Source organism: Proteiniborus sp. MB09-C3, assembly GCF_030263895.1.
GTDB lineage: Bacteria > Bacillota > Clostridia > Tissierellales > Proteiniboraceae > Proteiniborus.
On sequence record NZ_CP127161.1, the window covers coordinates 1,360,376 to 1,376,066 of the forward strand.

Consider the following 15,691-nt stretch of genomic DNA (forward strand, 5'->3'; position numbering starts at 1 on the left):
ACTAATGTCAGAAATAAGACTTAATATAAACGGAAAAGAAGTAATTGGACGTAAAGGTCAGACAGTACTTGAGATTGCAAGAGCAAATGACATTGAAATACCTACTTTGTGCCATGATGAGAGAACAAAGACTTATGGAGCCTGCGGACTCTGTGTAGTTGAGGTTGAGGGAATTCCTAAGCTTTTAAGAGCTTGTGCTACAGAAGCAGCAAATGGAATGGTTGTTCAGACAAAAACTGAAAAAGTCAAAGCTTCTAGAAAAATAGCATTAGAGCTTCTGCTTTCTGACCACGTTGGAGACTGTAAAGCACCATGTATGATGGCTTGCCCGGGCAATACTGATTGTCAGGGATATGTAGGACTTATAGCAAATGGGCAGTATAAGGAAGCATTGAAGCTTATTAAAGAGCAACTTCCATTGCCAGCTAGTATAGGAAGAGTATGTCCACATCCTTGCGAAGATGCTTGTAGAAGACAATTAGTTGAAGAACCTATATCTATAGCAAACCTAAAATTCTTTGTTGCAGATATTGATTTAAAGGATAAGGAATCATATATGCCAGATATGAAGCCTTCATCAGGGAAAAAAGTTGGAATCATAGGAGGAGGACCTGGAGGGCTTTCAGCAGCATATTATTTAGCAGCAGATGGACACGATGTAACTATATATGAGGCTATGCCAAAGCTTGGCGGTATGCTTAGATACGGAATTCCTCAATATCGTCTGCCAAAAGAAATATTGGATAAAGAAATTCAGCTTATTGAACAAATGGGCGTTAAGATGATTACAAACATTAGAGTAGGTAAAGATATTACTCTTGATCATATCAGAGAAAACAACGATGCGGTATTTGTATCTATAGGAGCTTGGAAAAGCACTAAGCTAAATTGTCCTGGAGAAGAGCTAGAGGGTTCTATTGGTGGTATAGACTTCTTAGCCAAGGTTGTGACAAATGAGCCAGTATTACTAGGAGAAAGAGTTGCTGTAGTAGGCGGAGGAAATACAGCAATGGACGCTTGTAGAACAGCAGTAAGACTTGGAGCAAAGGAAGTTTACAATATATATCGTAGAACAAAAGAAGAAATGCCTGCTGAAGAAATCGAAATCAAAGAGGCAGAAGAAGAAGGAGTAACATTCAAATTTTTAGTAAGTCCAATAGAAATCATAGGTGAGGATGACAAAGTAAAAAGCATCAGACTTCAAAAAATGGAGCTTGGAGAACCTGATAGCAGTGGAAGAAGGAGACCTATTCCAATAAAGGGAGAAGAAGAAATATTAGAAGTAGATACTGTAATAGGTGCCATAGGACAATATGTAGATGCCAGTGGTCTTGAAGGCATGGAACTAACTAAAAAAGGTACTATACTTGCAGATGAAAATTCGTTTTTAACAAATCTTCCAGGAGTATTTGCAGGTGGAGATGCTACAAATAAAGGTCCAAGTATAGCTATAGCAGCTATAGGAGAAGCTAAGAGAGCCGCAGAAGTAATATCAAGCTATCTTGAAGGAGAGATGATTCCTTATAAGAAGCCATATTATGTTGAAAGACACGATTTAACTCCTGAAGACTTTAAAGAAAGAGAGAAACAATATAGATCACCTATGTCACATCTTTCAGCAGCTGAAAGGAAGGATAACTTCAACGAAGTAATGAAGGGATTTGATGAAGAGGCTGCCAGAAGAGATGCTAAGAGATGTCTGGAATGTGGATGTCATGATGTATTTGAATGTAAACTAATTCACTATGCAAATGAATATGATGTACAACCAGAAAGATTAAGCGGAGAAGTACACAAACGTCAAGAAGAGGATACTCATCCATTCATCATGAGAAATCCTGATAAATGTATACTTTGCGGACTTTGCACAAGAGTATGCGACGAAGTAATGGGAATTACAGCTATAGGCCTTGTAAATAGAGGCTTTGACACCATAGTAAAACCAGCTCTTGATTTGCCACTTAACAAAACTGGATGTATATCATGTGGACAATGTATAAGCGTATGTCCTACAGGAGCACTTGGTGAGAGATTAGGCATAGAAAAGTCAGTTCCTGTTGATGCAAAAGTGACACATACAGTATGTTCAGGATGTAGTGTTGGATGTAACATCAATCTAAACACAAAGGGAGATATGTTGACTAAGGCTAAGCCTATAAGAGAAAGCAAAGTAGATGATGGACTTCTATGCGTAAAAGGACGTTTCGGATTTGATATAGCACAAAAAGGTGCTAGACTTACTAAGCCAATGGTTAAGAAAGACGGCAAGCTTGAGGAAGTATCATGGGAAGAAGCATTCCTTTATACATCTAAAAAAGCTCAAAGTGTAGCTATGCTGCATGGAAATAGCTCACTTGCGGTTTCAGTTTCAGATAGATATACAAACGAAGAAATATATTTAGCATCTAAGTTTGGTAAAGAAGTATTAAAAACAAATAATGTAACTAGCTTTAATAGGGTTAGCCATGGTATTAAAGATATACTAGGATATGATGCATCATCAAATACTTTTGATGAACTGCTATCAACAGAGACAATTTTATTAGTTGGTTCAGACGTCATGCAGCATCACACAATAGTTGGATTAAAGATTAAAAAGGCAGCCCAACAAGGAGCTAAGCTATTGGTGGTAAATCCTTTTGAATCACAAGCTGATGAATGGGCATATAGAAAATATAATCCAGCAAATAATGTGAAATTCCTAAAGGAAATTGCAAAGGCTCTTATAGACAAAGGATTTGCACCATTAGAAACTAAAGCTTATGGTTTTGAAGAGTTAAAAGCTGATTTAGCAGGCATAACACCTAGTGAAGTAGCAATAGAAATAGCTGAGATTTACGGAAAATCAAAGAAGGCTATGATAGTATTTGAACAAAACACATTAAGCTCAGCTGGTGCAAGGATGCTTGCAAATATAGCTGTAATCTCTGGACATATAGGCAGTCCAAGAAGTGGAATCATTCAGCTTAAGCTAAACAACAACAGCCAAGGCTTAGTTGATATGGGTATCGATAAGGATTCAAATGAAGTAGCAAAAGCAATAGAAAATGGAGCTGTAAAAGGACTACTAGTATTTGGTGAAGACATACCACAGGCAGAACTAAAGAAACTAGACCTCCTAATGGTGCAAGACACTCACCTAACAGAAACAGCTAAGATGGCAGACGTGGTTATTCCAGCAGTAAGCTTTGCAGAATCTGAAGGTACATTTACAAGCTCAGAAAGAAGAATTCAAAGAATAAACAAAGCTATTATCCCAATGAGTGGATATGAAAACTGGAAGGTAATAGTAGAGCTTGCAAGAGTACTTGGATCTAACCTAGGCTACACTAGTGCAAAAGATATATTCGCAGAGCTAACTACAGTAAGAAAGAATTACTTCAAAGCTAATATCTGTGATAACAGCACAACCTTCTGGCCAGTAAATGGAAGCAATGTACTATACACAGAAGGCTTCAACTTCGAAGATAAAAAAGCAAGACTACAAACAGTGTCAGATGGAGAACTATTCATAGAAAAAGCAAACACAAATAATCTAAGAAATCAATTTATTGAGTTTCTTAAGGAGAAAGAGTTAATATAGTCATATATGTAAGCTAGCTAAGGCGAGAGGTTTTATCGTTTTAGCTAGCTTTTTTATAGTTTACAGCATTATTCTAATATATTCTTACATTTCTTTATTATTGTATTCTTAAGCTCAGCTTGTCCAAAAGCATCACATAAGGTTAAAGATGTTTTAAGCGATTGAATATATTCATTTTTATTTAGCTCATATTCAGCAATCCCCTTGTCATAATAAAGAAGGCTTAGTCTATAATAATTTCTATATCTTTGGCAAGCCTTAATGCCATCAAGAGATAATTCCAGTGTTTTTTTATAATTTTTATTTTTCATATAGGCACTGGACAAGTTATGACAGATTTTTGGGTATATCTCATTCTTAGGTTTGATAGTATCTATGCAAAATTCCATTATTTCTAGATGTTTTTCACTGTTATCTAGTCTGTTTAATACTAAGGCCATGTTCATTAGTATTCTTATTTCCATAGGAGAATATATAAAGGAATTATAGTCATCTAAAATAAAGCTAGGATTGGTTAATTTCATAGCTTCAGTTAACTTGTTTAAAGCATCATCATTTTCATGTTTATTTTTATATAAAATAATTGCCTTAGCAAGCAGTATCATTTGTTCAATATAATTTTTATAAAATCTACCGATTATAAATTTAGGCAACTTTTCTAACGCTTTAACTTCAATATCTAAGGTATTGAATTCATCTCTATCAATTTTGGCTTCCAGTTTTGCTTGTATATCATAGAAGATAGAATAATTATTTATTCTATATTTTAAGAATAGAGTATTTATGTCTTGTTTATATATTGGAGAAAGGAATTCTAAGGTTTCATACTTTGGGATTACTTTTCCACTTTCAATCCTCCCTAAAGTATCGCAATTTACACCAGATAATTCTGAAACATCTCTTAGGGTAAGCTTAAATTGTTTTCTTATCCTTCTTAATTCTTTACCAAACAAATTAAGATTATAATGATACAAACCGATCACTCTCCTAAAAAATTATATGCAAATAATGTACCAAATCTAAGTTCAAAAATACGACTTTAAAGTAGGTTGAAAAAACAATATTTACTATATATTATAATATGTAACAGAGGATGTAAAGAAGCTTACTATATGTATACATAAAAAACAATAATATAAATAGAAAAGTTTATAGGAAATGAAAAATAGATTAGTAATAATCTCAATGTTAATTATAATAATTCGATAAATAGAATGAGTATGTTATTTTTGTAGCCATATTATAATTATTAGAAAGTATTAAAAAATCTTTAAAAATCTTGCAAAACAAAGATGAGCGTAATTAATGAAATTTGAATATAAAAATAAAATAATAGATGAAGTCCTAGATACTTTTAAAATCAAATCTTCTTTAAGTATGAAGGGGTGTCCCTACGATAATGCTGTAGCTGAATCTAATTTTAAGATATTCAAAACTGAATTTGCTAATAACTATCATTTTGAGAACTTGGAGCAATTAGAGTTCATGCTAGCAGATTATGTTAATTGGTTTAATAATATTAGAATTCATGGGACATTAGATTATTTAAGTCCTAGAGAGTATAAATTACAGAATCTTAAAAAATCCGTCTAGTTTAGGGTTGATAATCCAGTCTCGCCTTTTTATATATAATATTTGGTGGTGCGACATAAAGAGAACAGTAATTTTTTTGATAATAGAAACATTTTGAGTGATAGAAGAACATTCTTGTCTGAAGTACAGGATTAAAGGCATTATAAATCATGATTAACGCTAAAAAAAGGTAATAAGTGAGGTGATAGTATGTTGTCACAATATGTTGAAATCATACCAATTAATGATGAATATGTCTTATTTAATAAGGCTAATGGAACACTAATATTGCTGTCGTCTTCTGATATGAAAATTATTAGTGACAATGAAGTAAGTAGCTTAAACTGCGATTTATATCTCAATTTGAAAGAATGTGATATGTTAAATGATACTGAAATTGTTCTGAATACAGAAACTGATTTTTTTAGTATTGGAATAGAGATGTCAACTATATGCAATTTAAAATGCAAGTATTGTTACCAATCAAATGAACGTAGCAGGACTGAAATTGAAAGGGACACTATTGAAAAAATATTAATATATGCTAAGAAAGTATTAGAATTACATCCAAATTTCAAAGAAATTTCTTTATCTTTTATAGGAGGAGAACCATTAATCCATAAAACAAAGTTGAGTTATATTTATGATCGTTTTAAATATCTTGCTGAAGATAAAGGAATAGTGTTGTCAGTTCATATAGACACAAATGGAACTATTCCATTTTCAGATATTTTTACCACTATGGATAATTTGAATGTGTCCATTTCTTTGACAAATAAAGAAGATCATAATTTAAATCGTGGAGAGTTTGATACTATAGTTCGCAACTTATTATCTATTCTTCCAAAAAAAACAAATTCAATAAATATTCGTTATAATGTTAATCATAAAAACATGTATGAATTTTCATCTTTTTTGAGTTCCCTAAGAAAAAAATTACCTATATGTACAACAGTTGAGGCTATGAATACTGATAATTACGAGTATAATAAAGGCTTTAGAAATCAGTTAACTAATGACGAATATATAAAATGGAAATCAACAAAGGCTATTGAAGCCATGATTAAATGCAATTATCCAATAGCATTTTCTCTTAGCTCTGGATTAAAGCTATGTTACGCCTACCAACCTTATTCTTGTAAGGTTTTTAGCGATGGTGCTGTTACTTTATGCGATTCTATGTTTCATGATAAATCTAAAACCAACATAGACGTTATTGCAAATAATCCTCAAAAGTTGAATGAAATATATTCTGAATATAAGAATTATGATCCCCTATTAGAAGATGATTGTAAAAATTGCAAAGATATAGTTTTATGTGGTGGCCATATCTTATGTAGGAATACTTGTGAATTTCAAACTAAGTATGATATTGATTTGTTCATAAAATCTTATGTAAAAGCTTTTAAATCTGGTAAATCAGATTGCTTTGTGAATATGTAAAATATACATAGCAATATATCTTAAACTTTGCTAATATGTTTGAAATAGTACTATGTTTCAGTATTTGCTATGACTTAGAAAGGAGGATTGAAATCATGGTTATTAGAAACAAAAAGCCAGTAAGACCGTGCGATTGTGGAAATTGTCAGGGATCTCATAGCGACAAACATACGACAAACTAGTGTTTTATTTTTTATGTTTGCAAGGACAATAGGAAAAAGTATTAAGCAAAAATGTTTAATCTTTTTCTTATTTTCTTTATTTTGCAATAAAGAATTTTAAATTAAACATAAAGACAATCTATAATATAATTAGGTTTTGATTAATAAACTTTGTGAAATTCTTTATAGTCATTTTGGCTTTTAGAGCATTGTCTAATATTATCACAATCTTTCCTTTGTAGTATATTTCTAAAATATTTTTTAATAAGTTTTAAAATATAATAGTATCATATTTTTTTAGACATAGTCTGTTTGGTAATTAAGAAAAATACCTAGAAGTTTTACTTCCTCGTGTTTGCCGTATGTAGGGATAACTTGCTGTTATCTTTTAAAACCATGTTTTTTGAATAGCTTGGTAATCATGAATCATAAATTTATCTTCAAAAAATATATGATCAATTTTTCCATAAACTAAGTTTTTTAAAACCTCAAACTATTACTCACAAGCTCCTTGCTTTTCAGCATCGTTTTTTAGAGTAGAGATTTGTCGAATATAACTTAACTTGTTGTGCTATATAAAAGCAACAACAAACAAGAAAAGTATGGTAACCCATTTAGTTAGACTTATTTTAGGAAATTAGAATCGATTGCATGTGGATTATTTATCCAAATACTAAATCTTTAATATTTGCTAAGTTAATATCCTTATTTAGGTATTTATTGATAATGTAGCAAATATTGTGACCTAAAATTTTAGTTCGTAATCTTGTTATTAAGCCCCATAGGGACTTAGCTTTAACTTTATTTATATTAAGCTGTTCAGTTAATTGGGAAAATGAAGTCTCTACCCTTCTTGTAGCTTTAAAAATTAGCTGCCTAAAGGACTTTGGAAATTGAATTTTACTTTTATTCCTTTTCATAGAAATTAAGTCTATTTCTTTTTCTTGCTTTAGCTCTAAAGCTAGTTTTTCACCTACATAACCTTTATCCCGTCCCCTATAATGGTTAAAGAGTTGTAGTTAGAAGTACTACGATCATCATTACTAGCATTAGTTAAAACAAAGTCTGTAATATATCCATCTAAGGTGGATAGCGTATGAGCTTTAAAGCCAAGATAAATTTCTTTTTTAGATGGACATTTGCCATAAGTGGCTATGCCCCTAAAAGCTTTATGAAATACAGCTTTACCAAATTTACAAACTGGTATAGGTATGCTATCAATTATTCTATGAGAATCATCAGTGTAGCCGAGTTTAGAAGAAAACTTTTTTCTAATTTCGTCTATGATGGAATGTAGATTTCTACGTGTTCGATTAAATCTAGTTCTATCGCAAAGTCTAGGAAATAGATCAGATAGATTATTTTTGCAAAAGTTAAACCAAGCTTTCTCAGAATCTATAGATAGCAATTCACCCACAATACTAATGGTGATGATTTCGCTATCAGATAAAATTGAATACTTGGAATTTTTACGGAATTTAATGTATTCTGGAGTAATTTCTTGGTATAGGTCATCAATAATTACATAGGTTACCAAGAAAAAATCTTTTAACTTTTCTATTTCTTTGATAGAATATTTATATAGCTCTGGCATATGTTATCCTCCTATCATTCGTTGTGGTTATCAATGATAGGTTAACATAATTGTCAGAGCTTTTTTTATTAGTAAGTTTTACTAGAACAACAGGTTAACTTAAGTATAGTCTGTATAATGCTTCTACTATTCTTCCAGGTATAAAATTTACTTAGTTTAGAGGCACTTTTACAAATCCTTTTTTGATATATTGTAAACAAATGAGAATACTTGGGCTGGGAAATTCAATAAAGATGGTTATTTTGACTCTATATTGATTGTTTTTAATAATGTGATAAAATTTTATTGAGGTGAGAGCATGATAAAACCTGTATGGAAAGAAAGTGAGACAGAGTATAATAATGAGAGGTAACAATAAAAAGATAGTTTTTTGCTAAAACTTTAGAATAATAGTATTTTACTAAGCAATTGCAAAATCAAATAGAAAAAGGAATTTTTTTAATAACTGCAGATTGAATAATGGACAACCATGTACATTTTCTAATAAGTTGAAATACTATTATTCTAGCTTACATAATAATATAGAATTATTATGGCTTATATTGCTTAGTTTTAAGGCTTATTACAATTTATATTTTTAAAATAAATTATAAATTCTTTTTAGAGGTGAAGAAATGGAAATTGTGAATTTTGAGAATGTATCGAAAACATATAAACGGACTGGAAAGTCTGCACTTTCGAATTTTACGCTCACGCTTAAGTATGGAAAAATTTTAGGAATTTTAGGACCGAATGGCGCTGGAAAATCGACATTCATTAAGCTTTTGACAGGAATTATAAAAAGAGATTCTGGAAAAATTTCTGTTTTTAGGAGAGACCCAGAAATTTTTTCTAATGATGATTTGGCGAAATTTGGAGTGTACATGACTGGCAAAAGCTCTTTTTTTGAACTATTGCCAGTAATAGATTCTCTTAAAATGACAAAGGCTATTTATAAGGTCAACAATAGAGAGTTTGAAAAAGCATTGCACGAATATTCAGAAATTCTTGATTGTGGGAAATATTTGAATCAGCCTGCAAATACGCTTTCCGTAGGGCAACGCCTGAGGTGTGAAATTTTGAATGTACTTATTCATAATCCGTCATTGATTATTCTTGACGAGCCTACGAATGGCTTAGACATAGAGGGGAAACGAAAATTTAACATTATGTTGAGAAATCTTTCAGACATTCAACAAAAGACGGTTTTAATCGCAACGCATGATGTCAACTCTGCTGGCAGACTGTGTGATGATATGATTGTATTAAAAGAGGGAAAAAAGATTTTCCAGATTTCAAAATCGGAGCTTGAATATTTCACAAGCTCACATACTGTAGTTGAAACAGATGGTGAATTTTTAGAGTCAGGTGTTAAAGCAAAACGTCTCCCTAATGTTGATAATATGAATAGGTATTTAATTGAAAACTCTGATTTACCGACTGTGCGAAACAATCAAAGTGCATGTTTTGCAGATGCCAACACCATAAAGTTTTCTCAATCGGGATTGGAGGAGCTTGTATATGAATACTATAATTAGTGCTGTGAAAGCGTCCTTTAAAAAAAATTTTGTGGTGAAAATAAATGGCTTTTTTGTGGTGTTGGATACCTTATTTGACTTTGTGTCAATAGTGCTTTTCTGGGCTGCAATGTCAGCTTTTTCAGACGATCCCGTTTGGAGTGAAATATATCCTGTATTCATTGGGTGTGCCATAATCTCTGGTGCTGTTTCGAATCTTTTTGTAGGTTCTGGTTTTATTGGAAACTTAATTATAAGTGGAGATTTAGATAGTTATCTTTTAAAGCCATATCCGCCAATGCTTTTGATATATCTTGAACGTGCAAATTTTTTGAGAGTTTTCATTGGATTTTTGGGTGGATTGTTTGTGCTTTTTAAATTTACGCCATGCGAATATATGGCAAAAATTCCACTTGCAATTTTGACAGTAGCTCTCGCAATGATTACTATTGAGTTTTTAGGACTTGCATTTTCACTATTAACATTTAAATTTGGCAAAGTAGACAGGATAAAGGGCATTCTTGAATCATACAAGATGATGGTGAACTATCCGACAGATTTTTTTGGAAAGACTTTGAGAAGGATTTTTACGGCAGTCATTCCTGTATCATTTGTTGCGACTGTACCAACGCTTGAAATTTACGGCAAAGTTTCGCATAAAATCTATATCTTCCTTTTTATCTCACTGATTGCAAGCTATTTTATTACTGCATTTTTGTGGAAGGAGGGGCTTAAATTCTATGATTCAAAAAATTAGGAATAACCCTTATGTAGTCGCAATGTATGTAAGGCTTAAAGAGGAAAGACTTTTTAAAATTGATTATTTTTCAATGACTTTGCAGTTGATAGTTCAAAGCTTGATATATTTTCTTTTTTTCAGTTCGTTTCTACACAGTGCCTCCGTAGACTGGCGCGAGGTCGTTATTTACTACGTGTCAATTAATTTCATATTCATATCTGTTGAAGAAGCAATGTATTTTGCATATGAGCTCATGACTGACATAAAAGACGGAATAGTTTCTCTGTTTGAAACAAAGCCTGTATCATATGTAAAATACAGGTATTTTCAGAAAACTGGGAAAACTATCTTTGTACTTGCGATAAACATCGTATTCATGGGAATTCTTCGATATATTATATTTAAAGAAATTTTTATTCTTGATCTTATGCTCGTATTAGTATCATCATTTATTGGCTTTTCAATTTTGTTTTTCATTCAAGGAATAATTGGTTGTTTCACTAGATATTTTATAGACATTACAAGATTTAGAGATGTCATATATATGGTTCTTTTGGTGTTTGGGGGAAAAGTCCTCCCAATTTCGATGATGCCAAAAACCCTTGCAAATATGATTGAATATACTCCTATTCCCTACATTTTCAATACACCTGCGGAAATTTTTGTAGGACATTATTCAATTTCAACAATTGGAATTCAGCTTGTATGGGCTATTGTCCTTGGTCTGTTTTTCAACACTCTATACAAAGCCTGGATAAAGGAAAATGTTGAAAATTTCTCGTAACAGAATTTTAAAATGGGTTATCCCAATATTGTGATAATGGAGATTCTTGCATTTATATTGAATTAGTTCCATAATATGATAGAATTTTGTTGAGATGAAAAAACGGCAAGAGAAGCTAGAAGAAAGAGCTAAATAGGATATTACCATGTAATGATGAGAAGGAACAATAAGGAAATGGTATTTGCTAAACCATCAGAAAAATTGTACTTTATTGAACAACTGTAGTATCAGAAAGGAAAATAATAATGAAGAGTGCTAATGCTGCAATTAAATATATATATTCATTTATGCTAAAAAGAAAATGGTTTATACCATTATTTATCTTCATGTGTATTTTTAGAGTTGTTTTTGGGATAATTGAGCCACGAATTGCACAAGACTTGATAGATACAGCTGTATATTCCCATGAAGTTCATTTATTATTAAGATATGCATTGTTTTGGAGCATAGCATTTATTATCAGGATGCTTGTTGAGCTCTCTTACAAATATACAAGTATAAAATATAGAAATGGTATATTATCTTCTATTATAGAGGATGTATTTAGACATGTATTAAAATTGCCTATAGGTTATTTTCAAGATAATTCCCCAACTTATATAGTATCAAGACAGATTGACGATGCCTTTGGTATTCAAGGGCTGATGGTAAACAATTTAATAGAGGGTGTCCTTAGTATTATTGAGTTTATTGTTATAGCAATATTAATGTTTAGATATAACATTTTATTGGGCATTATTTCAATTCTTTTGATAGCCCTAGATCTGCTAATCACATTTTCTTTTCCTCTCACTAGACTATATAAGGAGCATAATGAAAGTCTTGCCGTCATAAAAAAAGAGCTTGCTAATGTATATCAAGGGGTTAAGCTTATAAAGCTTCAGGATAATATAGAACAAGAGACAACAAGATTCAAGGAATACCAAGATAGGTATTTTGAAGCGTTGGCAAAAAGAGATCATGCAAATCTTTTAAGAAACTCTAGTACAAGCTTCTTAAAAGATATAGGTATTCCCATAATAGTAATTGTAAGTTCATACTACATATTCAAAGGAGAAATGACAGCAGGCTTAGTAACATCAATAATGTTATATTATAATAGGCTTTGGAAAGCTTCTATACCTGCAACAAATCTTATCCCACTCTACAAAATTGGGAAAGCATCTGCAGAAAGACTATTTGAGATACTGCAGTACCCTACGGAAAATGATATTGAAGGTACAAAGATGTCAACTATTGAAGGAGAAATTGATTCAATTTCATTTAGAAATGTAGATCTGTGCTATATTGATAATGTTAATGTACTAAAAAATATTAATCTCGATATAAACAAAGGTAGATCTATTGCATTTGTTGGACATAGTGGTTCAGGAAAATCATCAATTATAAATTTATTGCTTAAGTTTTTTGCTGCATCGTCAGGAAATATTATAATTAATGGGATTGATATCAATGATATCGATGCCATTAGTTTAAGAAAGCATTTTAGCTATGTAGATCAGCAAGCTTTTTTATTTAATAGAACAATTAGAGAAAATTTATTGTACTATTGTAAATGTAAAAATAATAAAGAAACCCATGACAAACTAGATTATTATATAGATGTCTTTGGATTAACTGAATTCATATCTAAATTACCTAATGGCATAGATACCAAGCTTAATGAAAGTTCTAGTAAAATCTCAGGCGGAGAAAAACAAAGGTTATGTATTATTCGCGAATTAATGAAGGATAGTGAAATATTAATATTAGATGAATATACATCTGCATTAGATTCAATCACACAGCTAGGGATTCATAATGAACTATTGAAGCTTTCAAAAGACAAAACAATCATTATGATAGCTCATAGACTAACTACAATAGTTAATGTAGATCATATATTTGTACTTGAACAGGGAGCTATAGTTGAAAACGGAACTCATAGCGAGCTTATGAAAACAGGGGGAAGGTATTTCGATCTGTTTACTAAACAAGTTACATTTGAGGAGGATTAGTTCATGAGTAAGAAATATACCCTAAATTTTAAATATGATATTATGGATTTAAATGGTCAATTTGTTTTATCTCAACGTAATGAATATGAATCAAATGATATAATAGTTCTTAATTCAATTGGACAATTGATAATTACATTATTAAGAGATAAAGTAAGCATTGATGAAATAGTGTCTAGCATACATTCTAAAACAAAAGACACAAGTATAGATACTATTGAGAAAGACGCTATAGAATTTATCAATAATTTAGTTGAAGCAGGCATAGCTGATGTTGTTTAAGTTTTAAGATAGACTATTTTGTAGTGAGGCCACCAACATAGACAAGATTAATAGCAATGGATAGATAGTCAGTTATATGTATAGAGTTTAAGGGGTAAATGAGTTAAAATGCTAGCTAAAGCGATAAGATATTGCTTAAACTGGCATTTTTCTACTTTATAGCACTATTATAATATACGCTTACATTTCTTTATTATTGTATTTTTAAGCTCAGCTTGTGCAAAAGATTCGCATAAGGTCATAGATGTTTTAAAAGATAAAATACATTATTACTTTGGAGAAAAACAAAGGTTATGTATTATTTGGGAATTAATGAAGGATAGCGAAATCTTAATATTAGATGAATATACATCTGCATTAGATTCTATCACCATTGGAAAAAACATTGTGCAATATGCCGAAAAAGAAATGTTGGAAAAAGGGGCTGACAGTTTTTATGTCACTGTTTATAATCCAGCAAAAATATTTTGGGAGAATTGTGGTTATGTGAATACGGAGAAAATTGCATTCAATGGGCTTCAAATATATAAAAAGGCTAAATGAATAATAATGGATAATAATTAAAGAAGAGTTTCAAGAATTTTAAATAAGGAAAGTAATAAATCTTGTTAAATAGTAAATGAATGTCTGAGAATATAATAAAATCTTCCACAGTAAAAAAACAAGATAAACCGTAGGAGATTTTATTTATAGGAAATAAACATCTATTTCTTATGTTTTTGTATTTTTGCTTTAAATCAACCTCAAAAGCTAGGAGCTATATTTTAATTTTTATAATGCTATTAACTATAGTACATGGAGAAAGAAATAAATTAATTAGTAGAGAAACAATTTCAAATTCCGAGCAGAATAAGTTAAATGGAAATAATTTAATAGCATCAATCAGAGAACAGCACAAAGATGTTGGCTTAAAATGGCTGGACGGTTTAGATATGACTAATGTACATTTTTTACAATTAGATGAGGATGTTGATTATGAAATAGCGATCTTAGATAGGAATGCAGAAGTTGAGGAAGAAAATTTTATAATATTTGAGACTAATAATAATCAATATGATATTTTATTTAGAGGAGCTAATATTGAACAATATTTTGTACCTTTGAATAGCAGGTTTATAGTTATGGAAACTAAGCTCAGTGGAATAGGAACTGGTGTTTTTGGTAGTGAATATCTAATCTATACTTATGATGATTCAATATTTGAAATGGTATGGTCAGGAAATAAATATATGATACATAGTAAAAATGATACAGACATAATAGATAAAGTTATTGGTAAAATTGACTTAGTTGGCAATAAATTAGAGTATACTTATATTAATCTTACAACCAATAGTTCAGGAGAATATATAAATTACCAAGAATATATAGATATATATGTTTTTAAAAATAATAATTTTGAATTTCTAGATTCTATAGGAAGAAAATAATAAAGATACTATTTATATAGCTGGTGGATATACAATAAAGGAGTTATAGATATGAGAAATGAACATCTGATAGAAAAGATTATGTTAGCAAAAAAAGATATTGCTAATGCTATATTTTTCATAGACAGATATAAACCTTTAATAATCAAGTATAGTACAATTAATGGTATTTTTTATGAAGACTTATATTCAGATTTACTAGAAATTACGTTGATTGCGATAAAAAAATTTAAGTATCTAGATATAGTGTAAATTTATTATTTAAAATTTTACAATAAAAGATGTGAAAATTTTTACTTTTTATATAATAAGCCTCTTTTTTTATTAAGGGGGGACATTTTTATGTATAATACGGATAATAGCTTAGAAGGAATATTAGAAAGGCATCTAATTAGCTATTTAAAAAAGCTTCCAAAAAATAAAAAGCTATTAATTTATAAGAATATAATTGAAAATAAATCATTGACTGACTCTGCTAGAGAAATAGGTATAAGTAAACAATTAGCATATTCCTATAAAAAACAAGTTCTAGAAAATTGCAAAAAAATATTGGAGAATATGACCACTAGTACATAATGAAATATGGGCATGAAACCAATTAGTTACTTTT

At 30.6% G+C, this 15,691-nt stretch carries 12 protein-coding genes and 2 pseudogenes; 12 read left to right on the forward strand and 2 right to left on the reverse strand.

Annotated features, from left to right (window positions below):
• Positions 1–4 precede the first annotated feature (4 nt).
• Positions 5–3,583, forward strand: a complete 3,579-nt coding sequence (locus QO263_RS06555; protein WP_285627878.1) for a molybdopterin-dependent oxidoreductase — start codon at positions 5–7, stop codon at positions 3,581–3,583.
• Positions 3,584–3,651: 68 nt separating this feature from the next.
• On the opposite strand, the gene QO263_RS06560 is transcribed toward QO263_RS06555, so the two are convergent.
• Positions 3,652–4,557 carry a helix-turn-helix domain-containing protein gene (locus QO263_RS06560; protein WP_285627881.1) on the reverse strand — a complete coding sequence of 302 codons (906 nt, stop codon included), beginning with the start codon at positions 4,555–4,557 and terminating at the stop codon, positions 3,652–3,654.
• A 340-nt stretch (positions 4,558–4,897) separates the two neighbouring features.
• Between QO263_RS06560 and QO263_RS06565 the strand changes: the two are divergent.
• Together QO263_RS06565 and QO263_RS06570 are read left to right on the forward strand one after the other, a co-directional pair.
• Positions 4,898–5,176, forward strand: a pseudogene (locus QO263_RS06565) (IS3 family transposase); the annotation flags it as partial.
• A gap of 189 nt (positions 5,177–5,365) precedes the next feature.
• Positions 5,366–6,598, forward strand: a complete 1,233-nt coding sequence (locus QO263_RS06570; RefSeq protein WP_285627883.1) for a radical SAM protein — start codon at positions 5,366–5,368, stop codon at positions 6,596–6,598.
• A gap of 823 nt (positions 6,599–7,421) precedes the next feature.
• On the opposite strand, the pseudogene QO263_RS06575 reads toward QO263_RS06570, so the two are convergent.
• Positions 7,422–8,353 (reverse strand): annotated as a pseudogene (locus QO263_RS06575) (IS982 family transposase).
• A gap of 614 nt (positions 8,354–8,967) precedes the next feature.
• Here QO263_RS06575 and QO263_RS06580 point away from each other — a divergent pair.
• The 9 genes from QO263_RS06580 to QO263_RS06620 all read left to right on the forward strand — a co-directional run bounded on the left by QO263_RS06580 (position 8,968) and on the right by QO263_RS06620 (position 15,657).
• A complete protein-coding gene (locus QO263_RS06580; RefSeq protein ID WP_285627885.1) occupies positions 8,968–9,870 on the forward strand; it encodes an ABC transporter ATP-binding protein in 903 nt (300 codons plus the stop codon).
• Positions 9,854–10,606: an ABC-2 family transporter protein gene (locus tag QO263_RS06585; protein ID WP_285627887.1), complete on the forward strand. Its 753-nt coding sequence runs from the start codon at positions 9,854–9,856 to the stop codon at positions 10,604–10,606. The genes QO263_RS06580 and QO263_RS06585 overlap by 17 nt, the downstream gene beginning before the upstream one ends.
• Positions 10,590–11,372 (forward strand): hypothetical protein, encoded by a 783-nt coding sequence (locus QO263_RS06590; protein ID WP_285627889.1) that lies wholly within the window; start codon positions 10,590–10,592, stop codon positions 11,370–11,372. The genes QO263_RS06585 and QO263_RS06590 overlap by 17 nt, the downstream gene beginning before the upstream one ends.
• A 245-nt stretch (positions 11,373–11,617) precedes the next feature.
• On the forward strand, positions 11,618–13,369 hold the full coding sequence (locus QO263_RS06595) for an ABC transporter ATP-binding protein (protein ID WP_285627891.1): 1,752 nt from the start codon (positions 11,618–11,620) through the stop codon (positions 13,367–13,369).
• A 3-nt stretch (positions 13,370–13,372) separates the two neighbouring features.
• Positions 13,373–13,651 carry a PqqD family protein gene (locus QO263_RS06600; RefSeq protein ID WP_285627892.1) on the forward strand — a complete coding sequence of 93 codons (279 nt, stop codon included), beginning with the start codon at positions 13,373–13,375 and terminating at the stop codon, positions 13,649–13,651.
• 312 nt (positions 13,652–13,963) lie between these two features.
• Positions 13,964–14,194, forward strand: coding sequence for a GNAT family N-acetyltransferase (locus QO263_RS06605; protein ID WP_285627894.1), 231 nt, complete (start codon positions 13,964–13,966; stop codon positions 14,192–14,194).
• 233 nt (positions 14,195–14,427) lie between these two features.
• On the forward strand, positions 14,428–15,081 hold the full coding sequence (locus tag QO263_RS06610; RefSeq protein WP_285627896.1) for a hypothetical protein: 654 nt from the start codon (positions 14,428–14,430) through the stop codon (positions 15,079–15,081).
• Between the two features lie 51 nt (positions 15,082–15,132).
• Positions 15,133–15,333, forward strand: a complete 201-nt coding sequence (locus QO263_RS06615) for a helix-turn-helix domain-containing protein (RefSeq protein ID WP_285627898.1) — start codon at positions 15,133–15,135, stop codon at positions 15,331–15,333.
• A 90-nt stretch (positions 15,334–15,423) separates the two neighbouring features.
• Positions 15,424–15,657 (forward strand): hypothetical protein, encoded by a 234-nt coding sequence (locus QO263_RS06620; protein ID WP_285627900.1) that lies wholly within the window; start codon positions 15,424–15,426, stop codon positions 15,655–15,657.
• Positions 15,658–15,691 lie beyond the last annotated feature (34 nt).

Bases quoted from the DNA above. Each gene is read 5' to 3' on its own strand.
- QO263_RS06555 (WP_285627878.1), top strand. From the start codon at position 5: ATGTCAGAAATAAGACTTAATATAAACGGAAAAGAAGTAATTGGACGT.
- QO263_RS06570 (WP_285627883.1), top strand. From the start codon at position 5,366: ATGTTGTCACAATATGTTGAAATCATACCAATTAATGATGAATATGTC.
- QO263_RS06580 (WP_285627885.1), top strand. From the start codon at position 8,968: ATGGAAATTGTGAATTTTGAGAATGTATCGAAAACATATAAACGGACT.
- QO263_RS06585 (WP_285627887.1), top strand. From the start codon at position 9,854: ATGAATACTATAATTAGTGCTGTGAAAGCGTCCTTTAAAAAAAATTTT.
- QO263_RS06590 (WP_285627889.1), top strand. From the start codon at position 10,590: ATGATTCAAAAAATTAGGAATAACCCTTATGTAGTCGCAATGTATGTA.
- QO263_RS06595 (WP_285627891.1), top strand. From the start codon at position 11,618: ATGAAGAGTGCTAATGCTGCAATTAAATATATATATTCATTTATGCTA.
- QO263_RS06600 (WP_285627892.1), top strand. From the start codon at position 13,373: ATGAGTAAGAAATATACCCTAAATTTTAAATATGATATTATGGATTTA.
- QO263_RS06605 (WP_285627894.1), top strand. From the start codon at position 13,964: ATGAAGGATAGCGAAATCTTAATATTAGATGAATATACATCTGCATTA.
- QO263_RS06610 (WP_285627896.1), top strand. From the start codon at position 14,428: ATGCTATTAACTATAGTACATGGAGAAAGAAATAAATTAATTAGTAGA.
- QO263_RS06615 (WP_285627898.1), top strand. From the start codon at position 15,133: ATGAGAAATGAACATCTGATAGAAAAGATTATGTTAGCAAAAAAAGAT.
- QO263_RS06620 (WP_285627900.1), top strand. From the start codon at position 15,424: ATGTATAATACGGATAATAGCTTAGAAGGAATATTAGAAAGGCATCTA.